This window comes from Streptomyces sp. NBC_00316 (genome assembly GCF_036158715.1).
Classification (GTDB): Bacteria; Actinomycetota; Actinomycetes; order Streptomycetales; family Streptomycetaceae; genus Streptomyces.
This window is the reverse complement of sequence record NZ_CP108023.1, coordinates 539817-561336: the sequence shown is the minus strand read 5'-3', so window position 1 is coordinate 561336 and position 21520 is coordinate 539817. Positions and strand designations below refer to the sequence as shown.

At 71.5% G+C, this 21520-nt stretch carries 18 protein-coding genes; 16 read left to right on the top strand and 2 right to left on the bottom strand.

Translation table 11 applies throughout. The annotated features are described in order from the left end of the window. The first annotated feature begins 14 nt into the window (after positions 1 to 14). A complete protein-coding gene (locus OG878_RS02585; RefSeq protein ID WP_328885210.1) occupies positions 15 to 569 on the top strand; it encodes a hemerythrin domain-containing protein in 555 nt (184 codons plus the stop codon). 192 nt (positions 570 to 761) lie between these two features. Next, positions 762 to 1982, top strand: coding sequence for a carbohydrate-binding protein (locus OG878_RS02580; protein WP_328885209.1), 1221 nt, complete (start codon positions 762 to 764; stop codon positions 1980 to 1982). Between the two features lie 325 nt (positions 1983 to 2307). Here the strand turns inward: OG878_RS02580 and OG878_RS02575 are convergent, their stop codons facing one another. After that, entirely contained in the window at positions 2308 to 3561 is a 1254-nt protein-coding gene (locus OG878_RS02575) for a bifunctional class I SAM-dependent methyltransferase/NUDIX hydrolase (RefSeq protein WP_328885208.1), read from the bottom strand. 83 nt (positions 3562 to 3644) lie between these two features. Further along, positions 3645 to 4232, bottom strand: coding sequence for a tetratricopeptide repeat protein (locus OG878_RS02570; RefSeq protein WP_328885207.1), 588 nt, complete (start codon positions 4230 to 4232; stop codon positions 3645 to 3647). 170 nt (positions 4233 to 4402) lie between these two features. On the opposite strand from OG878_RS02570, the gene OG878_RS02565 reads away from it, so the two are divergent. The 14 genes from OG878_RS02565 to OG878_RS02500 all read left to right on the top strand — a co-directional run bounded on the left by OG878_RS02565 (position 4403) and on the right by OG878_RS02500 (position 21458). Beyond that, positions 4403 to 4843, top strand: a complete 441-nt coding sequence (locus OG878_RS02565; protein ID WP_328885206.1) for a hypothetical protein — start codon at positions 4403 to 4405, stop codon at positions 4841 to 4843. Beyond that, positions 4840 to 8667, top strand: a complete 3828-nt coding sequence (locus OG878_RS02560) for a tetratricopeptide repeat protein (protein ID WP_328885205.1) — start codon at positions 4840 to 4842, stop codon at positions 8665 to 8667. The genes OG878_RS02565 and OG878_RS02560 overlap by 4 nt, the downstream gene beginning before the upstream one ends. 808 nt (positions 8668 to 9475) lie before the next feature. After that, positions 9476 to 9988, top strand: coding sequence for a hypothetical protein (locus OG878_RS02555; RefSeq protein WP_328885204.1), 513 nt, complete (start codon positions 9476 to 9478; stop codon positions 9986 to 9988). A 139-nt stretch (positions 9989 to 10127) separates the two neighbouring features. Beyond that, complete coding sequence (locus OG878_RS02550) at positions 10128 to 11417, top strand: ABC transporter substrate-binding protein (protein ID WP_328885203.1); 1290 nt, start codon at positions 10128 to 10130, stop codon at positions 11415 to 11417. 1 nt (position 11418) lies between these two features. Next, positions 11419 to 12357: a carbohydrate ABC transporter permease gene (locus tag OG878_RS02545; RefSeq protein ID WP_328885202.1), complete on the top strand. Its 939-nt coding sequence runs from the start codon at positions 11419 to 11421 to the stop codon at positions 12355 to 12357. Next, on the top strand, positions 12354 to 13247 hold the full coding sequence (locus tag OG878_RS02540; protein ID WP_328885201.1) for a carbohydrate ABC transporter permease: 894 nt from the start codon (positions 12354 to 12356) through the stop codon (positions 13245 to 13247). The genes OG878_RS02545 and OG878_RS02540 overlap by 4 nt, the downstream gene beginning before the upstream one ends. After that, a complete protein-coding gene (locus tag OG878_RS02535) occupies positions 13244 to 15346 on the top strand; it encodes an alpha-galactosidase (protein ID WP_328885200.1) in 2103 nt (700 codons plus the stop codon). Before OG878_RS02540 ends, OG878_RS02535 begins: the two co-directional genes overlap by 4 nt. 71 nt (positions 15347 to 15417) lie before the next feature. After that, positions 15418 to 16176 carry an SDR family NAD(P)-dependent oxidoreductase gene (locus OG878_RS02530; RefSeq protein WP_328885199.1) on the top strand — a complete coding sequence of 253 codons (759 nt, stop codon included), beginning with the start codon at positions 15418 to 15420 and terminating at the stop codon, positions 16174 to 16176. Positions 16177 to 16216: 40 nt separating this feature from the next. Further along, positions 16217 to 16960, top strand: a complete 744-nt coding sequence (locus OG878_RS02525) for a FadR/GntR family transcriptional regulator (RefSeq protein ID WP_328885198.1) — start codon at positions 16217 to 16219, stop codon at positions 16958 to 16960. Beyond that, positions 16957 to 18102 (top strand): galactonate dehydratase, encoded by a 1146-nt coding sequence (gene dgoD, locus OG878_RS02520; RefSeq protein ID WP_328885197.1) that lies wholly within the window; start codon positions 16957 to 16959, stop codon positions 18100 to 18102. Before OG878_RS02525 ends, dgoD begins: the two co-directional genes overlap by 4 nt. Positions 18103 to 18107: 5 nt before the next feature. Beyond that, complete coding sequence (locus OG878_RS02515; protein ID WP_328885196.1) at positions 18108 to 18959, top strand: hypothetical protein; 852 nt, start codon at positions 18108 to 18110, stop codon at positions 18957 to 18959. Continuing rightward, the gene (locus OG878_RS02510; RefSeq protein WP_328885195.1) at positions 18947 to 19594 is read left to right on the top strand and encodes a bifunctional 4-hydroxy-2-oxoglutarate aldolase/2-dehydro-3-deoxy-phosphogluconate aldolase; all 648 of its coding nucleotides are present in this window, start codon (positions 18947 to 18949) and stop codon (positions 19592 to 19594) included. The genes OG878_RS02515 and OG878_RS02510 overlap by 13 nt, the downstream gene beginning before the upstream one ends. Then, positions 19591 to 20460 (top strand): SMP-30/gluconolactonase/LRE family protein, encoded by an 870-nt coding sequence (locus OG878_RS02505; protein ID WP_328885194.1) that lies wholly within the window; start codon positions 19591 to 19593, stop codon positions 20458 to 20460. Before OG878_RS02510 ends, OG878_RS02505 begins: the two co-directional genes overlap by 4 nt. A gap of 71 nt (positions 20461 to 20531) precedes the next feature. Then, the gene (locus tag OG878_RS02500) at positions 20532 to 21458 is read left to right on the top strand and encodes a sugar kinase (protein WP_443049228.1); all 927 of its coding nucleotides are present in this window, start codon (positions 20532 to 20534) and stop codon (positions 21456 to 21458) included. Positions 21459 to 21520: the final 62 nt, after the last annotated feature.

The following is a 21520-nucleotide window of genomic DNA, read 5'->3' as shown; positions in this document are numbered from 1 at the left end:
ACGGAGGTTCAGACGTGTGCCACTACTGCGGGTGCCGCGAGATCTCCTTGATCAAGGACTTCATCGCCGAGCACGAGAGGGCGACCGATCTGGCGGGAGAGGCCGTCCGGGCCCTGAACCGGGGTTCCGTCGCCGACGCGCATGGACTGGTGCGGGACATGGCCAGGGCCCTGCGCGCCCACTGGCAGGGGGAAGAGCACGGGCTCTTCGCAGTGATGCGCCAGGACGACGAGTATGCGGAATACATCGCAGCCCTCGAACGTGAACACCGCGACCTCGACCATCTGCTCGACACCCTGGACCTCGACGACGCGGGCGATCGCCGACGGTTCGTCGAAGCCGTCGAGGAACTCCACAGCCACATCGCCAAGGAGGAGAACGGCCTGTTCCCCGCCTCACTCACCGCGCTGGACGGCGAGGACTGGAACCGGTCCATGGCCGCATGGCGCGAGGCGCATCCGGACGCCATGACCGGCGGCGTGCGCCCGGAGGACGCGGCGGAGTATCCAGGTCGTTTCGGTGCTGTTCCACGTTCGCGTCGGGAGCGCAGCACCGCGCCGCCCGGCTGATCGAGGTTTCCATGTAGCGGTGGGAGAGGCGTACGGGTGCCGCCGGCGGGGAGTTGGCCGGTCTGCCGGTACTCAGTGGCGGCCTCCTCGGTGCGTCAATCTTCAAGAAACCGCAATGGTCTAGTCCAACGCATTGACGTGCCTACGTCAAACCTCGATTCTGGCGGCACCTTCTCCCGACAGGAGTCCCCCATGAAGCGTCTTCGCGCTCTGCTCTGTGGTGCGGCCACCGCCGCGCTGGCCACCGCAGGACTCGGTGCCTTCGCAGCGCAGCAGGCTTCGGGTGCGTCCGGCGACGCCACCGCGCTCAGTAACCGGTGGTACGCCGCCGCGCCCTATCTGATGCCGCGCGACAACAACCCGCCGGACGCGGGCGCCATCATGGACGCCACCGGCCTCAAGGCGTTCCAGCTCGCTTTCGTCCTCGCCCCCAACGGGGGTGGTTGCAGCCCGACGTGGGACGGCACGTCGCCGGTCTCGTCGGACACGGCCGTGGCATCCGTCATCAGCGCGATCCGCGCCAAGGGCGGTGACGTGTCGGTCTCCATCGGCGGGTACGGGGGTACCAAGCTCGGCCAGACCTGCTCCGACGCGTCGTCCACCGCGGCCGCATACCAACAGGTCATCACCAAGTACCAGTTGAAGGCCATCGACTTCGACCTGGAGGAGCCGGAGTACGAGAACGCGACCGCCATCGCCCACGAGATCGGCGCGGCCAAGATCCTCCAGCAGAACAACCCGGGCCTCTACGTCTCGGTCACCACGGCGGGAACCGCCGACGGCACCGGCTGGTTCGGCAAGCAGATGCTCAACGAGGCCAAGGCGCAGGGCTTCACGCCGAACAACTTCTCCATCATGCCCTTCGACGGCGGGTTCAACGGAGCGGCCGCACAGACGAGCGCCCTGACGAACTTCAACTCCATCCTGCAGTCCACCTTCGGCTGGGACGCGGCGAATGCGTACGCACACGAAGGCTTCTCCGGCATGAACGGCCGCAGCGACACCGGTGAGTACTTCAGTCAGGCCGACTTCCAGACCGTGCTGGACTACGCCACCAGCCACCACATGGACCGCTTCACCTTCTGGTCCCTCAACCGCGACCGCCAGTGCACCCCGCCGGACAACAACGGTCAGACTTCGGGCACGTGCAGCAGCGTGGCCCAGTCGAGCTGGGACTTCGCGAAGTACTCGGTGAAGTTCGCCGGAGTCACCCCGCCCACGACCACCCCTCCGACCACCCCGCCTCCGGGCGGCAGCTGCACCGCGGCCGCGTGGAGCAGCGGCGCCGTCTACACGGCCGGCAACACCGTCTCGTACGGAGGCCACACGTGGCAGGCCAAGTGGTGGACGCAGAACGAGACGCCCGGCACCACAGGTGAATGGGGAGTCTGGCAGGACCTCGGCGCCTGCTGACCCGACATCCGTCCGGCCCGGGCAGGCGCACGCGCGCCCACCCGGGCCGGACTCCTGGGCCGCGAGCACGACGGCCGGCCGCAGCCCGGCACCGACGACATGGTGCATACCGTCCTGTGCTGCACGGCGCTCGGCGAGGCGGTCAAGCGGATCCGCCCCGACCGGCCCCGTGGGCTCTTCCTGGCTGAACCGGATCGAGACCTGGTTCGGAACCATCACCGGGCAGTCGATCCGGTGCGGCACGACTTCCCGCGTCCATCACGGCGGCGGCCCGGTCCGCCCGGTGGAGGCGGAAGCCGCCGCAGGCGCGAGTCCGTGGTGGATGTCATGCGATGCCGTCCACCACGGTCACCGGGGGCGGTGTGCGGTAGGCGTAGGGGGTGAAGTGCGCAGGGGTGTGGTCGATGGGGAGGTCGGGGCGCCAGGCGGTGAGGATCTGGGCGCTGCACACGAACAGGCCGTCGGGCAGTCGGTCCAGTGGGTGCCAGGCCCAGTCGCCGACGCTCTCGTGCGGTTGGGTGGCCGGCCGGCCCTGCCAGGCGTTGACGAGGGCGCCGACGGTGACCCGCACGACGTCCTCGACGTGGTCGACGAGCGTGCCCAGGAGCGTGACGTCGTCCAGCCGGGCGGTCAGGCCGGTCTCCTCGGCGAGTTCGCGGATCACCGTCGCTTCGAGGGACTCCCCGGCCTCGACGGTTCCGCCGGGCAGTTCGAGGGTGCCACGGCGATGGCGGCCGAGGAGCACGCCCTGGTCGCTGAGGACGATGGCACCGACACCGATGGCCGCGTGCGGCGCGGGTGGCCGCGTGGTGCGGGGGCGGCTGGAGATGCGTGCGAGCCGCTCGGCGTCGCGGCGGGCGCGAATGAGCTGCTGTACGACGGGGACGTTCTCGTCGGGGTGCCGCAGGAGGTCGATGGCCTCGACTCGGAAACCGTGCTCGGTGAGCAGCTCCTCCCACAGCTGGGGTGCCAGGACCCACATCCGGGTGGGCAGTGGCGGGTCGTCACGGAGCAGGATCATCTGCTCCCGTGGTGCGACCGTCGTGGACGGGCCGCAATCGTGCAGGTCGGTGTGGAGCAGTGAGAGGACCAGCGGTGCGCCGGGGCGCAGACCGTCGCGCAGAGCAGGCAGGGTGCGGTGGGGATCGGTGAAGGCCATGGTGCCGATGGCGTATGCGGCGTCGAAGGGTTCGGCGGTGCGGAGGTAGTCGACCACGTCGCCCTGCACGAACCGGACACCGGGTACACCCGCGTGGGTGCCGACGGCGCGTTGGTGCTGGGTGGGTGACTGTTCGATCGCGGTCATGTGTGCGCCGTGGGCTCGGGCCAGGTGGACGGCGTGGTGGCCGGCCCCGGAGCCGATGTCCAGGACACGTCGGCCGCTGATATCACCGAGGATCTCAGCCCCGGGGCCGACGCCGTCCCACGGAGTCCAGTTCAGATGCTGCGGGACTGGCGGCATGAAATCACGGTTCAGCTGACGTCGGCCGTAGACGGTCCACGCATCGGCGTTGAGGAACTCCGGGGCGCTGCATCCGATGCGTGAATCGGGAGCGTTCGAGCTGGGGACCTGGGACATCAACGTACCTCCTGTGGTGGTCCGGGCAGGCCGATGGCCGGCGTGTGGCGATCGACAAGACCGCTGGCCGTCGCCGCCGGGGTTCATCGACCGCCCGCGTTGCGCTGCGCGATCCGCAGGTTCCGGGCGATGTCGTCGCGGAGCTCGTGTCCGCCGGGCAGGCGCCGGCTGGCGGCGTACGCCTGGCGCAGCAGGGTGAGACCGTCGGTAACGGCCCCGGCCGCGAACAGGGTCGCGCCCAGTGTGTTGGCGGTGGTGAGGCTGTCCTCGTGATCATTGCCGAGCCGGCGGATACGGCGCTGCAGGGTGTCGTCCAGGATCGCGACGGCGTCGGACGTACGCCCCTGAACGGCCAGCGCGGCACCGTAGTTGTGGGCGTAGCCGAGGGTCTCCGGATGGTCGCGGCCCAGGACGCGGGCGGCCCGGTCCACGGCCTCGCTGTGCATGGTCGCGGACTCGGACAACTTGCGCTGCTGGTAGAGAGCCGACCCCAGCAGATTCAGCAGGCCGATCGACTCCGGGGTATCCGTCCCGAAGGCGTCGTCGCAGTCGGACACCAGCTGGCGCATCAGCGACTCGGCCTGCTCGAGGGACCCCTCGTCGAGCAGGGCGCGGGCCGTGCGGATCTGCCTGCGCAGGCTCTTGCGGTGCGGACCGTTGCGCCTCCACATGGCGGCCCCTTCCCTCGCCCGTGGCGTTCGATCGACAAGCCTAAGCGAAAGAGGCGTTGAGGAGTGCAGGGGTGAGAAGGTGCACCTGGGGCTCTTCGATCGCGGGGCGTCTCCGGCCCCCGGTTGATGGCACGATGGGATCACATGGGCCGAGCGGTTGGAGGAAGCCGATGATCGAATCCCTGGTGGCAGTGGCCACGGCCGCGTCGACGACGCTGGTCGCGGCGATGGCCACGGACGCCTGGGGGGCCGCGCGCACCGGCATGCTGCGTGTGCTGCGCCGCGGCAACGAGGACGAACAGGCCGGACTTGCAGCACAGTTGGACGGTGAGGCGGCCCTGGTCGGGGCCGCGGACGACCCCGACACGGCGCGGCGGACGCTGATGCCCGCCTGGCAGCTGCGCCTGGAGGCGTTCCTGCGGGAACACCCCGAAGTGCTCCATGATGTACGGGAGCTGACGGAGCGCCTGAAGGGCGAGCTGCCCCGCTCCCAGCAGCACTGGGTACAGCACATCGAGGCACGTGACCATGGGCAGGCGTTCGGTGTGCAGCACGGCAGCGTGATCATCCACCAGGAGCCCGGGTCCGGCCGCGGCGGCCCGGTGACGTGACAATCCAGCACGTCACCGCCACTGGTGGGTTCGCCTACGGGGCCATAGGCGCGGACATCCACGTCTTCGGTGACGGCACCCCGCTGTACATCCTGAAAAGCTGGTCGCCGGCCCCCGAGCCCGAGGCGGACTGGCTGACGCAGCAGCCCAGCCGGATGCTCAACGCCCGATTCGCCGTCGCCCCGTTCACCGGCCGCGACAGCGAGCTGGCGGCACTGCGGTCATGGTGCGTCGAGGGGCTGCGGCGGGCGGTGCGCTGGCTGCACGCGCCGGGCGGCCAGGGCAAGACCCGGCTCGCGCACCAGCTCGCGCAGGAACTGGACACGCAGGGCTGGAAGGTGGTCACCGCGGTCGAGGGGCCGGGCAGCGTGCTGCCGCCGCCGGGGAGCCAGGACCTGCGCCTCGACGGCGCGGCGGGGCTGCTCGTGCTGGTCGACTACGCCGACCGCTGGCCGCTCACCAGTCTGACGTGGCTGTTGAGCAACGCACTGCTGCACCAGCCGGAGGTTCCGACGCGCGTCCTGCTCTTGGCGCGCAGTACCGATCCCTGGCCGGCGCTGCGCGCCGCACTGGCCAACGAAGAGGTCGACGTGTCGGCCCAGGCGCTGGGGCCCCTCACCGTGGCGGGCGAGCCGGGGCAGCGTGGGGACCACCGTGGCGCGATGTTCCGGGCGGCGCGCGACGGCTTCGCCGCCCGGTACGGGATCGCCCCGGAGGCGCGCCAACCCGATCTGCACCACCCGGACTTCGGGCTCACGCTCGCCGTGCACATGGCGGCGCTGGTCGCGGTGGACGCCCTGGCCACCGGCCGCCGGGCGCCGCAGGACCTGGCGGGGCTGACCGTCTACCTCCTCGACCGTGAGCAGCTGGGCTGGGCCCTGCTGAACGACAAGCGGGGCGAGGGCCGGGTCAGCGTCCCGCCCGCCGTGATGAACCGGGTGGTCTTCACCGCTTCGCTGGGCGGAACGCAGCCGACCGCACGCGGCACGCTCCTGGTCGACGCGTTACGGCTCGACCACCGCACGGCGACCGTGCTCGCGGATCACGCCGTGTGCTATCCGCCGCCGGACTCGGCGGACGACACCGTCCTCGAGCCGCTGTACCCGGACCGTCTCGCCGAGGACTTCGTCGCCCTCACGCTGCCGGGCCACCCGGCCGACTACCCCGCGCAGGCCTGGGCCCCGGACACCGCGGCCACAGTGCTGCGCGGCGGGGGCGGTCCCGCCCGAGCCGTCACGGCGCTCGCCACGGCGGCGGGCCGCTGGCCGCACGTAGGCGCCACCTGTCTGTACCCGCTGCTGACCGCCGACCCCGGGCTCGGCGTCGCCGCCGGGGGCGCGGCGCTCACCGCCCTCGCCGACCTCGCGGACATCGAGCCCGGCCTCCTGGAGGACATCGCGGCGCAGGTGCCCGATCCGGTCCCCGCGGACCTGGTCGTGGGGCAGGCTGCCCTCCGGGTGCGGCTCTTCGGGCACCGGCTGGCCGCAACGGACGACCCTGCCGCGCAGGCCCGGCTCTTCGTCAATCACGGCAACAACCTGGACGATCTCGGCCGGACTGAGGAGTCCCTGCGGTCCGCGCAGCGAGGTGCGGAGATCTTCGGCGACCTTGCCGTCACCGACCCCGAGCAGTACGAGGAACACGTCGGCCGCGCCCTCACCAATGTCGCCGGCCAGCTGGCCCGGCTCGGCCGCCTCGATGAGGCGCTGAGCACACAGCAGCAGGTGGTGGACCTCTTCGAACGCCTGACGGCGACGGACCAGGCGGCCCACGCGCCGGACCTGGCCACCGCGCTGGCCAACCTCTCGGCAGTACTGGAGCGGTGCCGGCGCTGGGAGGAGGCATACCTCGCCAACGAACGGGCGGCGGTGACCTACCGGAACGTCGCGGCCCGCGACCCACAATATCGTCGGGGGCTCGCCATCGCCCTGACCAACGGGGCTTCCTTGACGTTCCGTCCGCCCGCCGGGGCGGACAGGCTGCGCGAAGCGGTCGCCCTGAGCCGGGAGTTGGTGGCCGATGGCGCGCTCCCCGAGGACACGCCGCTCGTCCCGTCCCTGTCGCGGCTCCGGAAACAGCTGACGGCGGACGGCTGTCACGCGGAGGCCGTCGAGGTGGCGCAGGAGGTGGCCGCGATCGGCCGGCGGCTCGCCGAGGCCAGCCCGCAGCACTATGCCGGGTCCTCTGCCGCCTCGCTGATGGATCTGCACACCGCCCTCCTCGACGCGCGCCACCCCGGCGAAGCGCTGGCGGTCGGCGAGGAGGCCATCGCGCTGCTGCGGCGGCTCGCCGGCACGGCCCCGGCCACCTACGAAGGGGTGCTGCTGAGCGCTCTGCACGCGCAGAACGACGCCCGGCAGTCCGCCGGCCTGCCCAAGGACCCGGAGGCCGACGCCCGCTCCCCGCGGCTCGACCCGGACCACATGCGGCGGATCCCGGCCGCCACCATCACCGTGCACGGGTGGCGGCCGGACCCGCGCCCCGGCCGCGCCCTGGCGCCCGCCGCGCTGCACGCCGAGGCCGCGCGGCTCACGAAGCTGCGGGACTGGCCCGCCTACTGGGAACTCGTCTGCGCCGCGCCCCTGGCCGACGCCGTACGGCTGGTCCGCCGGTTGCCCCGGCGCGGCTGGTCGCCCGCGTCCCTCTCGGACCGGGAGCTGCTGTCCTGGCTGCGCGCCACCTCACCACGCCACGCCGATCCGCTGATCGCCGACGCTGCGGTGGATGCCACGCGGCTGCTGCCCGAGGACCTCGGCCTGTACTCGGCTCCGCACAGTGCCTTCGCGTACGGCGGCGGCGTCCTGGCCATGGCCCACGTCGTCACCGGTGCCGACCGGGGAAGGGCCGAGACGATCGAGACCCTCGACCTCGACTCCGGTCGCCGCACCGTGCTGCACCGCGGCCCCGTTCGCCATGCCTCCCTCGCCTGCCTGGGCACCGACGACGTGGTCGCGGTGCGGCGGCGCCCGGGGCGCGGGTCGGAGGCGGAGCTCGTCCGGCACCGGCCGGGCGACACCCGGGTGCTCGCACAGGACCACCGGCTCACGGGTCTGCGCGTGGCCACCACGCTGGGTGGGTGCGTGGTCGGCCTGGCGCTCGTCCCGGCGGCGTTCGTGCTGGGACGCACGGGTCAGCTGCGCCAAGTGGACCTCTACGAGTGGGCCTTGACCTGCGCCCACCGGATGGCGGTGACACCCGCCGGCGACCGCATGGTCCTGTGCGACGGCCGCCGCCTCATCGCCGCCGACGCCTCGCTCACCAGGGCGCTGGCCGCCGCCTCCGTGCCGCAGGGGCACGCGCAGGTGTCGGATCTGGTCTTCGCCGACGAGGACCTGCTGGTGACCGCGGGGAACCACGGCGGTCTGATGCTCTGGCGTCTTGGCGGGTCCGAGCTGGAGCCGGTGGCCCGGCGGGACACCGTCCGGATGTCCGAGCTGTTCGCCGTGCCGGCCTGGGGCGTGGTCGGCGGCAAGGCGGGCTCGGAGGACCGCGTGCACTTCTTCGACCCGGCCGACGGTCTGGCCCCGGTCGCCGCCCCGCTCGCCTTCGTCGGCGACGCCGGTCATCTCAAGTCGGTGGCTGCCGCGCCGGGTGGGCGGTTCGTCGCGTACTCGGGCCAGCTCGACGTCACCGCCCCGCTGCGGAGCCGCTCCTTCGCGTGGCTGTCCAGGGTCCACGACCTCCATCATCCCGGCGCGCTGCTGCACCGCCCGCTCGCCGCCTTCGGTGATGCCGAGCTGGCCGCCCTGGCCCGTGCGAACGGCGCTGATCCCTGGCTGCGCGACCTGTTCCGGCTGGCCCACTCCCTCGCCTCCCGCCCCTGACCGCACCCGCGGCGACGTGGGTCGACTCCGCTAGCCCTACGACAGGTTGGAGCAGAGGTCCGCGTCTGCCGGGCGCGCGTTCTCGGCCACTCCGGACGGTACGGCGGTGGGGCGGGGAGGCGTCCGGGAGCAGGCCCACCATCTCATCGAGCAGTCCATGAAGAAGTGGGACCGCGTCCGTCAGGGCGGGCACCTGCTGGTTGGCTCGGAGGTTTGGGTGGGAGACACCACGTAGCCCGAGCCTCGTTCCGAGTGGACGGAGCGAAACACGCCTGACGGGCGAAAGCCCAGGCCAGGCACCCTTACTCCACTGGGCGCGGCAGCGCCCAACTGCCGGCTGGTGTCCACCGTGGGCTGGGGCAGTTCGGCGCCCTCGGCGCCGGCCCGGCCCGAGGCCACGGGGCCCCATGAACACCGTCGGCCGGGCGTGCACCACCGGCAGGCCGGCTGGGGCGAGTCGCGAACTCGATCCGCAGGCCGGTGCTGCCGCTTCTGAGCCGATTCGGCCGTGCCGGTCGGCCGGATATGTGAGTGACGGTCGTCCGGGACGTCCGACGAGCCTGTCCAGGCCCTGGTGGGTGCGTGCCGAGGGGAAGACGGGTCGTCGGGTGAGCCCACAGGCCGCAGGGCGAACCACTCTCCGGGAACTCATTTTTAAGTTAATTAGCAATTAATATTGACAGGTTTCCGGGGCCCGGCAACAGTGTGCGCCGTGGCACCCCCCCGGCGCGACCGGCGGCGGGGTTGCCTCGTGTACCCCAACTCTCGGGAGATTTCAGTGGTTTCGCTTCGTGCTGGGGTGGTGCGAGTGCGGCGTACCGCGGTGGTGATCGGCGCCGTGGTGCTGGTCGGATCGGCAGTTCCCGCGGCGCATGCCGCGGACGACCAGGGTGCGCCGCAGTACTACGACAGCGGTCTCGCCCCCACGCCCTACATGGGCTGGAACACGTACTACGGCCTGGGCACCCCGACGGAGGCTCAGGTCAAGGGCGTTGCCGACTATCACAGCAGACCGGGCGCGACGGCCGCTGGGACGCGCGGACCACCGATCTCGGCGGACCCACGCACGGGCGGATCGTGGGAGCGCCCGCCGCCTACTCGGCCGGGCAAGGACGCATCGGCGTCTTGGCGCACCTACGCCACGGGCGCCGGCTGGGGCGACTGGTCCCCGGAGAGGCGCTTCGCCGGCGGGGACTTCGACGGGGAGCTCGGCGCCGTGTCCGGGCCCGACGGCACCGCGCTCACGGCCTTCCGTGGCGTGGCCGGACTGGCAGGGCGGGCTCTGACGCAGCAGGCAACGCTGAGGGCCACAGGGCAGTGAAAGCCTGCTCGGCGCGTTGGAAAATAAATTAGTAATTAATCTTGACGCTGGCGCGGTCGCCACGTCAATCTGTATCAGCCGAACGAGGGCCCGGCCGTTAGGGGGCCGGGCCCCGTTCCGTGGGCGCATAGGGAGTCCCATGAACACCACAGCACACAGCCGCCGCACCTTCCTCGCGGGTACCGCGGCCGTCGGCGCCACCGCGCTGATGAGCGGCTGCGTCGCCTCGTCGTCGACGAGCGGGAAGGGGACCTCGGGTGGTGCGGTCACCCTTCAGTCCAACCTCTCCTCGCCGCAGGCCAAGTCGGCCATGCAGGAGGTCATCGACGCCTTCAACAAGCGGGGCGGGGCGAAGGGCTCGCTCAACACCGTCGCTTCCGAGACCTTCCGTACGCAGCTGCCGACCTACCTCACCTCGGCCACCCCGCCGGACCTCTACACCTGGTACCCGGGATCCGTCGCGGAGTCGTACGCCAAGAAGGACCTGCTGCTCGACGTCAGCGACATCTGGGAGAAGCCCGAACTGGCGGGCTACTCGGATGCTCTGAAGAAGCTGTGCACCGACTCCGCGGGCAAGAAGGTCTTCGTCCCGACCACGTACTACTGGTGGGGCGTCTTCTACCGGAAGTCCAACTTCGCCAAGTGGGGCGTCAAGGAGCCCAAGACCTGGGACGAGTTCCTCGACCTGTGCGACAAGCTCAAGAGCAAGGGCGTCGCGCCGATCGGCCTCGGCGCGGGCGGCAACACCCCCTGGGTGGCCTCGTCCTGGTTCGACTACCTCAACATCCGGATCAACGGGGCCGCGTACCACCGCGATCTGCTCGCCGGAAAGCACCGCTTCGACGACCCCGAGGTCCGCAAGGTGTTCGACCGGTGGAGCGAGGCGCTGCCGTACTTCGACCCCAACGGGACCGCGCTGCCCTTCCAGGACGCGACCACGGCCCTGCTGCAGGGCCGCACCGGCATGATGCTCATCGGCACTTTCTTCGCCGATGCCGCCCCCAAGGACCAGCTCGGTGACATCGACTTCTTCCGGTTCCCGGTCATCGACCCGAAGATCCCGCTCGCCGAAGAGGCACCGACCGACGGCTACTTCGCCAGCGCCCGGACCGGCCGCAAGGACGAGACGAAGGAGCTGCTGCGCTACCTCGCCACCGCAGAGGCCCAGGAGATCTACCTCAAGGGCTCCTCCGGCACCTCGCTGCCCACCCACCCGGACGCGAAGGACAGCGGAACGCCCCTGGTCATCAAGGGTCGCAAGCTGATCGAGGACGCGGCGGACATCACCCAGTTCTTCAACCGGGACTCCAGCGACGCCCTCGCCCCCACCGCTGACACCGCACTCACCCGCTTCCTGGCCAAGCCCAAGGAGATCGGCTCGATCCTCACCACGTGGCAGCGGGACGCGCAGAAGATCTGGAGCCAGTGACATGGCGGTACTCACCGCACCCCGGAAGGTGACCCGGGAACACGCTGCGGGCCGGCCGCCGGCCCGCAAGCGGGCGACCAGGGTTCCACCCCTCGTGCTGGCGTTCGTCCTCGTGCCGTTGCTCGCCGAGGCGTTCTGGGTGTTCTGGCCGGCGATCCAGGGCTTCTACCTCGCCTTCACCAAGTGGGACGGTGTCTCGGCCCCGGAATTCGTCGGACTGGCCAACTTCCGTGAGATGTTCGGCGACGCCGTCTTCCGGACCGCCGCCCTGGACACCGTGATCTGGCTGGTGCTCTTCGGTGGTCTCTCCGTGGCCCTCGGCCTCGGGGCGGCGCTCCTGCTCCAGCAGGAGCGCCGGGGCGTCGGCTTCTACCGGGCCGCGCTCTTCCTCCCCGTGGTGTTCTCGCTCGTCGCGACCGCCCTGGTGTGGCAGGCGATGTACCAGCCGGACGGGCTGATCAACAAGACCCTCGAAGGCATCGGGCTCTCCGGCCTCACCCACGCCTGGCTCGCCGACCAGGACACAGCCCTGTACGCCGTGATCGTGCCCGCGTTGTGGCGTCAGATCGGCTATGTGATGGTGCTGTACCTGGCCGGACTCAAAGGCATCGACCCGGTGCTCTACGAAGCGGCGAAGGTGGACGGTGCCACCCGCTGGCAGCAATTCCGCCACATCACGGTGCCACAGCTCAGCAGCGTCAACGCCGTTGTCCTGTCCGTGATCGTCATCGACTCGCTGCGCTCGTTCGACGTGGTGTGGGCGCTCACCCGAGGTGGCCCCTACCACTCCTCCGAGCTCCTCAGCACGTACATGTACTCTACCGCCTTCCAGTCGCTTCGACTGGGCTACGGTTCCGCTCTCGCAGTCGTGATCTTCGTGCTGGCCTTCGGCGTGATCGCGTCCTACCTCGTCCGCGCCTTCCGGGAGGCCGACGCATGACCGCCACCCACGCCCCGACCCCGCGTCCGGACCGGCAGGACGCCGTCCCCGCCGTGCGGCGCGAACGACGCCGGATGTGGGGCACCGCGGGATTCCACCTGAGCGCCGGACTGCTCTCCGCGCTGTGGCTGCTGCCCATCGCGCTGGTGCTCATCACCAGCGTCCGGTCCTTCGACGACGTCGCCGCCCATGGAGTCGGCAGCCTGCCGCACTCCTTCACCCTGGACGGCTTCCGCCAGGCCTGGGTCGACGGCGGACAGCAGCGCGCGCTGATCAACAGTCTGCTCGTCACCGTGCCGGCCGTGCTCCTGTCGCTGCTGCTCGCCTCGACGGCCGCGTTCGCGCTGAGCCGCTACGACCTGCCACTGCGCCGCACCCTGCTGCTGGTGATGCTCGGCGGCAACCTGCTGCCCCCGCAGATTCTGCTCGTCCCGGTATCCAAACTCAGCGAAATGCTGGGCCTGTACGACTCGTTGTACGCACTCATCGGCGTGCAGGTCGGTTTCGGCATCGGCTTCTACGTCTTCGTCCTGTACGGCTTCATGCGCTCCATCCCCTCCGAGATCCAGCAGGCCGCGGTCATCGACGGAGCCGGGCCCTGGCAGATCTACACGCGGATCATCATGCCGCTCGCCAAGCCCGCCCTGGCCGCGCTCAGCGCACTGTCGTTCACCTGGATATTCAACGACCTGCTGTGGGCCATCACCGTCCTGCGGACCGACAGCCAGATGCCCATCACCGCGTCGCTCATCGGGCTCCAGGGCCAGTACGTCTCCATGTGGAACGTCATCGCCGCCGGATCCGTCATCGCCGCGACCCCGACCGTCGTCGTATTCCTCAAATTCCAGCGCCACTTCGTCGCCGGACTCAACCTGGGAGCAGTGAAGTGACCCCGCACGACCGGTGGCTGTTGCGCACCGAGAACACCACCTACGCGGTCCGGATCGCCGGTGAGGGCCGGTGGGCCGAGCTCGTGGCCTGGGGTCCGCACGGCGTCGAGACGGGCCCGTCCCCGTTCGACCCGCCGCACCGCACGCACTTCATCACCCGCGCCGACGCCGCACCCGCCGAGTACGTCCCGTACGGGCTGCGTCCCTTCACCGGCGCCGACCTCGTCGCCCAGCGCCCCGGCCGCGAACGCGGCACATGGTGGACCTTCGACTCCGCCACCCAGGACGGCGACCGGGCCCTGCGCCTCGACTTCACCGACGAGGAACTGGGACTGCGCGCGGCGCTGCACTACGAGACCGTGCCCGGCACCGATGTGATCCTGCGCTGGACGGAACTGAGCTGCACCGGCGACGAGGAGCTGCGCCTGGAACGGATCGACTCGGCGGCCGTCAACATCCCCGTCACGGACGGCGCCCGGCTCACCTACCTCACCGGTCAGTGGTCCCAGGAGTTCCGGCGCACCCAGCTCGAACTGACCCGCGGCCGCTTCGAGATGGCCTCCACCCAGGGCGTCCCCGGCCACGCGTACGCGCCCTGGCTCGCCGTCCAGGACGCCGCCGAACCGGCCGAGGGCAATACCCCGACGTACGGCATCGCCCTGGAGTGGTCCGGCAACTGGCACCTGACGGCCGACGCCGAGCCCGGTGGTGCCGTACGGGTCAGGGCCGGGCGGGTGCCCCACGAGGGCGCCGTCCGGCTCGCCCCCGGGGCCACCCTCACCACACCACGGCTGGCCTGCGCGTTCAGCCCGGAGGGCCTCGACGGGCTGGCCCGGGTCTGGCACCGCTACGAACGCCGGCTCAGCGGCGAGCGGATGAACAGGACCCGCAAGGTCCTCTACAACTCCTGGGAGGCGACCGGTTTCGACGTGGACGCCGGGAGCCAGCTCGAACTCGCCGAGATCGCCGCCGGTATGGGCGCCGAACTGTTCGTCGTCGACGACGGCTGGTTCACCGGACGCCACGACGAGACCGGGGGGCTGGGCGACTGGTACCCCGACCCGGCGAACTTCCCCGACGGCTTCGACCACTTCATCGACAGGATCCGCGCCACCGGCATGGACTTCGGCCTCTGGGTCGAACCCGAGTCGATCAGCCCGAACTCCGCACTGCACGCCGAACACCCGGAGTGGGTCTACCGGATCGACGGCCGTCCCGCCACGCTGGTGCGCGAACAGCTGCTCCTCGACCTCGGCCGCGAGGACGTCCAGGACTTCGTCATCGCCACCTTCGACCGGCTCCTCGGCGACCACGCCGTCAGCTACCTCAAGTGGGACATGAACCGCCCGCCCACGGAACGAGGCCGGCCCGGCGGCGGTCCCGTCGAGGAACAGGACCTGGACGCCGCACACGTCGCCGGATACCTGCGCGTGCTCGACCATCTGCGCACCCGCCACCCGCACGTCACCGTCGAGGGCTGCGCCGGGGGCGGCGGCCGAATCGAACACGCCACCCTCGCCCGTACCGACGTGGTGTGGCCCAGCGACAACACAGCCCCGCTGGACCGCCTCGCCATCCAGTACGGCTATCTGCACGCGCACGCTCCGCACACCATGAGCTCCTGGGTCACCGACTCGCCCGGCGTCTTCGACCCGCGGCCCCGGTCCCTGGCCTTCCGCTTCGTCACCGCCATGGCCGGAGTCCTGGGCATCGGCGCCGACATCCGCACCTGGTCCGCCGAGCAGCGCGCCGAGGCGGCCCGGTGGGTCAGCCGCTACAAGGAGATGCGCGACCTCATCCACCACGGCGAGGTCCGGCTGCTGGGCACCCCGGCCGACGCCACCTGCGGTGTCCAGTACGAGGAGGAGGGCGGCGCCCGGATCGCCGTCACCGCCTGGAACACGGGCCGGCTGGACGGGGCGCCGCTCGTCCCCGGGCGTGCCGCCCGGCTGCGGTTGCGCGGTCTGGACCCGGCCGCCCGCTACACCGACCAGCACACCAAGACGGTCCACAGCGGGGCCCATCTGCTGCACTACGGACTGCCGTTCGCCTGGACCGCACAGTACGACGCGGAACTCGTCGTACTGGTCAAGCAGTAGCCGTCCGCCCGGTGGCATCGTCACTGAAGTCGCCGATTTCGTCCACGAACCCCGAGGAGTCGACCCGCCCCATGAACGGAAACACCCGCTTCGCCGAAAAGGTGGCCGTGGTCACCGGAGCCGCCTCGGGCATCGGCGCGGCCACCGCCGAACGACTCGCCGCGGAAGGCGCCGCGGTGATCCTTGCGGACGTCGCCGCCGGCCCCGGCGAGGGCGTTGCGGCCGGCATCCGAGCACAGGGGGGCCGGGTCCTCTTCGTCCGCGCGGACGTCGCGGACGAGGGCGACTGGGAAGGGATCGTCTCGGCGGCGCACACCTTCGGCCCTGTCGGCGTCCTGGTGAGCAATGCCTTCACGGTCGATGTCACCCCCGCGCACGAGATGACCGTTGCCTCATGGGAGCGCCAGCTCGCCGTCAACCTCACCGGGGCGTTCCTCGGCTTCCGGGCCGTACTGCCCGACCTGCGCGAACAGCGCGGCGCCGTGGTGCTCACCTCCTCGGTCCACGCCCACAAGGGCATCCCCGGACACCCCGCCTACGCGGCGTCCAAGGGCGCCCTGCTCTCACTGTGCGGACAACTCGCGGTGGAGTACGGACCCGAGGTGCGGGTCAACGCCGTGCTGCCGGGCCCCATCCTCACTGCGGCCTGGGACCGGGTCTCGGAGGAGGACCGCAGAAAGAGCGTCACCGAGACCGCCGCACAGCGGTTCGGAACCCCCCAGGAAGCAGCGGCGGCCATCGCGTTCCTCGCCGCCGACGAAGCGTCCTACATCACCGGATCGAGTCTGCTCGTGGACGGCGGCTGGTCCGTCGTCAAGGCCTCGGCCTGACCGCCGCCGTACCCATCGCACATCAGAAAGGCACACAGACATGACGCCATATGCGCGCCGCGGAGTGCACGGCCAGACCGTGGAGATTCTTGCGCGCCGGGTGCTGAGCGGCGAGATCCCCGAAGGGGCGACGCTCGACCTCGTGGCGCTCCAGAGCGAGCTGGACGTCAGCCTGACCGCCCTGCGGGAATCCCTGAAGGTGCTTGCCGCCAAGGGGATGGTCGACGCCCGCCAGAAGCGCGGCACCTTCGTCAGAGCCCGCTGCGACTGGAACCTCCTGGACGCGGACGTCCTGCGCTGGCAGTTCGCGGGCGGTGCCGGATCCGGCACCGACCTGACGCTGCTGCGCAATCTCGGCGAAGTGCGCGGCATCATCGAGCCGGCCGCCGTCCGGCTGGCCGCCGAACGACGCACCGACACCGACCTCGAGGCGCTTGAAGCGGCCCTGACCGCGATGGGTGAGCAGGAGGGCGGCGCGGCCCACGCGGTCGAGGCGGACCTCGCCTTCCACCGCGCGCTCCTCGCGGCCACCCACAACGAATTGCTGGAACGCATGGAGATGGTCATCGAGTCCGGCCTCGCGCACCGCGACGAGATCGTGCACAGCTCGCCGCACGGCGAGGACCCCGTACCGAGCCACCGTGCCGTCCTGGACGCCGTACGCGACCAGGACCCGGTTGCGGCCGAACGCGCCATGCGGGCCCTGCTCGACCAGGCCGTACGCGACCTCGACCGGGCTCACGCCACCGGACCGGCCGACCACGAGGGGGCTGGGACCCGGTGAAGATCACTCGCATCGAGACCTTTCTCGTACCGCCCCGCTGGCTGTTCTGCCGGATCGAGACCGACGAAGGAGTCGTCGGCTGGGGCGAACCCGTGATCGAGGGCCGGGCCGAGGTCGTCCGCGCTGCCGTCGACGTCCTCGCCGAATACCTCGTCGGCCAGGACCCGCTGCGCATCCAGGACCACTGGCAGGTGCTCAGCAAGGGCGGCTTCTACCGGGGTGGCCCGATACTTTCCAGCGCCGTCGCCGGTATCGACCAGGCCCTGTGGGACATCGCCGGAAAGGCGTACGGCGCACCCGTGCACGCTCTGCTCGGCGGCCCGGTCCGCGATGAGGTCCGTGTCTACGCCTGGGTCGGCGGTGACGAACCCGCCCAGCTCGCCGAGGAGATCACCGCCCAGGTCGAGGCCGGCTTCACGGCGGTCAAGATGAACGCGGCGGGCCGCACCTCACCCCTCGCCAGCCCCGCCGAGACCGCCGCCGTCGTCGACCGCGTGGCCGCCGCCCGCGAGGTGCTCGGCACCGGCCGCGATGTCGCCGTCGACATGCACGGCAGGTTCGGACCGGCCCACGCCCGCCGGGTCCTGCAGGCCATCGAGCCCCTGCACCCGATGTTCGTGGAGGAACCCCTCCTTCCCGAACAGGGACACCTGCTGGCGGCACTCGTCGGCGCCACCTCAGTGCCCATCGCCACCGGCGAACGGCTCTACGGGCGTGCCGAGTTCCTGCCCGCCCTCGCGGCCGGCATCGCGGTCGCCCAACCGGACCTCTCGCACGCCGGGGGTATCTCCGAGGTCCACCGCATCGCCTCGCTCGCCGAGACCTACGGGGTGCAGCTCGCCCCGCACTGTCCCCTCGGCCCCATCGCACTCGCCGCCAGTCTCCAGATCGCCTTCTCCACCCCGAACTTCCTCATCCAGGAGCAGAGCCGGGGCATCCACTACAACAAGGACGCCGACCTGCTGTCGTACGTCGTCGACACGGACCCGTTCCGCTTCGTCGGCGGACGGGCGCAGCGCACGGTCATGCCGGGGCTCGGTATCACCGTCGACGAGAACGCCGTACGCGCGGCCGACCGGACCGGACACGCCTGGCGCAATCCGGTGTGGCGGCACGACGACGGCGCCTTCGCCGAGTGGTGAGCACCGTGACCCCCGTCAGGATCGAGACCGATCCGGCCCACGGCGGACGGTGGACGTCGCTGCGGGTGGCCGGCCGGGAGTGGCTCTGGCACCGCGACGAGCCCCGCCGCTCCGGTGCCGTTCCCGGCGACGCCTTCGCCGACGCCGGTGGTCTGGAGGAATGCGTACCGACCGTGCGCGGCACACCCGACCACGGCGACGCCTGGGCCCGGCCCTGGCAGCGCGCCGGCGGCACCGAGTCCGTCGACTGCGCGGACTTCCGGCTCAGCCGCCGGATCCGCAGTGACGGGGGCCGTGCAGTGGCCGACTACCGGCTCACGGCCGAACCCGGCTACCGCTTCCTGTGGGCCGCCCACGCGCTGCTCGATCTCTCCGAGGAGGCCCGCATCGGGATCAAGGACGGCGAGCCGACCCGCTTCTATCCGGACGGCGGCGCCCGGTGGACCCCCTGCGCCTGGCCGTCGCAGCCCGGACGGACGGACGGGCTCGACCGGCTCGGGCCGGACGACGGGACGGCCGTCGGCGCGATCGTCGGCACCTCTCAGGTGTGCGTCCACGACGGCACGGCCACTTTGCGGATGTCCGTCGAGGCCGGGGGCCAGCCGGTGTCCGTCGCGCTCTGGCGCAACCTGGGCGGCTTCCCCGAGCAGGAGCCGTACCGGTCCGTCGGGGTCGAGCCCATGCTCGGCCGGGTCTTCGATCTGGCGGCGGCGCAGGACGGGGACGCCGCGTGCGTCCCGCGCAGCGGCGAGGTCCGGTGGCGTCTCACCGTGACCGCGGAAGCAGAGACCGCGTCAGAAACAGCCACAGTGACAGCAGTACAGACAGGGAAAGGAACTCGCACGTGGATCTGCTGAACGCGCTGCGCACCCACCGGATCGTCGCCATCGTGCGCGGCGACGACGCGGACGCCGCACTCAGGACCGTACTGACCCTGGCCGAGGAGCACATCCCTCTCATCGAGGTCTCGCTCAGCGGGAAGGACGCGCTCGACGTCATCCGCCGGGCCCGCGCTGCCCTCGGCCCCGCCGCTCCGCTCGGCGCGGGCACCGTTCTGACCGCGCAGGACGCACAGGCGGTACGTGACGCGGGAGCCGACTTCGTCGTCACTCCCGCCGTCTGCGAAGGCGTCGCGGAGGCCAAGCGCCTCGGGCTGCCCGTGCTCGCGGGGGTGATGACCCCGACCGACATCGTCGCCGCGCAACGGCTCGGCGCGGACGCGTTCAAGATCTTTCCCGCGGCGCAGGCCGGCGGCGCCGGCTATCTGAAGGCGCTGCACGGACCGTTCCCGGACGCGCCGTTCGTGCCGGTCGGGGGAGTGGACGCCGACGCGGCCGGTGCTTATTTCGCACAGGGTGCCACAGCGGTGGGCGTCGGCTCGCCGCTGATCGGTGACGCGGCCGACGGCGGCAGTCTCGACGCGCTCCGTGAGCGGGCCCGCGCCTTCCACGCCGTCGTACGTGCCACCGCCGCCGTGGACGCCAGGCGATGATCGGCGAAGAGCCGGTCGTGTGCTGGCAGGACCGGCTCGGACTCGGTGAAGGGATACGCGCGGTCGACGGTGGCATCGTCCTCGTCGACATCCTCACCGGACGGTTGCTGGCCGGACCCACGGACCGCGCAGCTCCGCTGACACAAGTCGCCGGGCTGTCCGTACCCCTGGGCGCGGTCGCTCCCGTCCATGGACGCCCGCACACCTGGATCGCAGCCGCCGGAACCGGTATCTGCCTGATCCTCCCGGACGGGCGGACCGAGTGGCTCGCACGCCCGGAGGACGGGGCCGCCACGGCCATGCGGATGAACGACGCGACCGCCGATCCACAGGGCAGGTTCTGGGCGGGCAGCATGGGCTACGGCGCCGAGGACGGTGCGGGCTCGCTCTACCGCATCGATCACGACGGCACGGTGATCCGGGTGCTGGACGGGCTCACCGTGCCCAACGGTCCGGCGTTCTGCGCGGACGGCACCGTGATGTACCTCGCCGACAGTGCGAAGGGCGTCATCCGCCGCTACCCGGTCGACCCGGACACCGGGCTGCCGGGTACGCCGGACACCTTCGCCGTACTCGACCACGGCAGCCCCGACGGCATGACGGTGGACGCCGAGGGAGCCCTGTGGACCGCGGTCTGGGGCACCGGCACCGTCCACCGCTACCGCGCCGACGGCACCCGGATCCAGCAGATCCGGCTCCCCGCGACGCAGCCCGCCGGGCTGTGCCTCGATGGCGACACCCTGTACGTCACCAGCGCCCGGCACGGTCTCGCCGCTCCCGGACCGCTGGACGGCGCGGTATTCGCCGTGCGGGTCGGGGTGCCCGGCCTGCCCACTTCCGCCTACCGACCCGGGAGGGCCGAGTGACTACGATCCGCGCGTCCCGGGAATCCGGCCGGCTGGCCGCACGGGGACCGGTGACCTGTATCGGTGAGACCATGGCCGCGCTGGTCCCCGAACCCGCCGCCCCGCTGGACGGTGCCGGTCTGCTCGGGGTCCGGACCGCGGGCGCCGAGTCCAACGTGGCGATGTACCTCGCCGACCACGGGGTGCCCGCCCGTTGGGTCTCCGCGCTCGGTGACGACCCGTTCGGACGCCGGATCCGCGCCGAAGTGGCCGCGTCCGGCGTCGACATCAGCGGCGTACGCACCGACCGGCACCGCCCGACCGGCCTGCTCGTCAAGGACCCCGGCCCCGACGGCACCCGGGTCCACTACTACCGCCGTGGCTCCGCCGCCTCGGCCCTGACCCCGGACCTCTTGGACGACGATGCCGTGCGGACGGCCGGGCTCATCCACCTCAGCGGCATCACCCCGGCGCTGTCGGCAGGCTGCCGGGATCTGGTCACCGCGCTCCTGGAGCCCCCCACCGGCGAACGCCCCTGCCCCGTCAGCTTCGACGTCAACCACCGCCCTGCACTGTGGACGGACGGTACGGCGGCCACTGTCCTGCTCGGGCTCGCCCGGCGGGCGGACATCACGTTCGTCGGCCTCGACGAGGCTCAGGCCCTGTGGGGAGACGGACTGACCGACGCATTCGACGTGCGGGACCTGCTGCCGGAGCCGCGCATCCTCGTCGTCAAGGACGGCGGGAGTGCCGCCACCGCCTTCGACGGCTCCCAAGTCCACACCGTCCCTGCGCCGCGGGTCGAGGTCGTCGAACCGGTGGGCGCCGGTGACGCGTTCGCGGCCGGGTTCCTCGCCGGGCTGCTGCGCGGCGAGGACACCGTACGGGCGCTGCGGCTGGGGCATCTCACCGCGGGCGCCGCGCTGCGGGTCACCGGCGACCACGGCCCGCTGCCGGACCGCGGACGCCTGGCCGAGTTGCTGGACGCGGCGCCCGAGGAGTGGGCAGGAGGTGGGTGACGCGGCGGGCCGGCCGCCCGTCGATGTCTCCCTGACCGGAGCGCCCCGCAACAACTGACATG

What these genes read in the sequence shown, in the direction of transcription:
- OG878_RS02580 (WP_328885209.1), top strand. Translation starts at nt 762, where the DNA reads ATGAAGCGTCTTCGCGCTCTGCTCTGTGGTGCGGCCACCGCCGCGCTG.
- OG878_RS02575 (WP_328885208.1), bottom strand. Translation starts at nt 3,561, where the DNA reads ATGTCCCAGGTCCCCAGCTCGAACGCTCCCGATTCACGCATCGGATGC.
- OG878_RS02570 (WP_328885207.1), bottom strand. Translation starts at nt 4,232, where the DNA reads ATGTGGAGGCGCAACGGTCCGCACCGCAAGAGCCTGCGCAGGCAGATC.
- OG878_RS02565 (WP_328885206.1), top strand. Translation starts at nt 4,403, where the DNA reads ATGATCGAATCCCTGGTGGCAGTGGCCACGGCCGCGTCGACGACGCTG.
- OG878_RS02550 (WP_328885203.1), top strand. Translation starts at nt 10,128, where the DNA reads ATGAACACCACAGCACACAGCCGCCGCACCTTCCTCGCGGGTACCGCG.
- OG878_RS02545 (WP_328885202.1), top strand. Translation starts at nt 11,419, where the DNA reads ATGGCGGTACTCACCGCACCCCGGAAGGTGACCCGGGAACACGCTGCG.
- OG878_RS02540 (WP_328885201.1), top strand. Translation starts at nt 12,354, where the DNA reads ATGACCGCCACCCACGCCCCGACCCCGCGTCCGGACCGGCAGGACGCC.
- OG878_RS02530 (WP_328885199.1), top strand. Translation starts at nt 15,418, where the DNA reads ATGAACGGAAACACCCGCTTCGCCGAAAAGGTGGCCGTGGTCACCGGA.
- OG878_RS02525 (WP_328885198.1), top strand. Translation starts at nt 16,217, where the DNA reads ATGACGCCATATGCGCGCCGCGGAGTGCACGGCCAGACCGTGGAGATT.
- OG878_RS02505 (WP_328885194.1), top strand. Translation starts at nt 19,591, where the DNA reads ATGATCGGCGAAGAGCCGGTCGTGTGCTGGCAGGACCGGCTCGGACTC.
- OG878_RS02500 (WP_443049228.1), top strand. Translation starts at nt 20,532, where the DNA reads ATGGCCGCGCTGGTCCCCGAACCCGCCGCCCCGCTGGACGGTGCCGGT.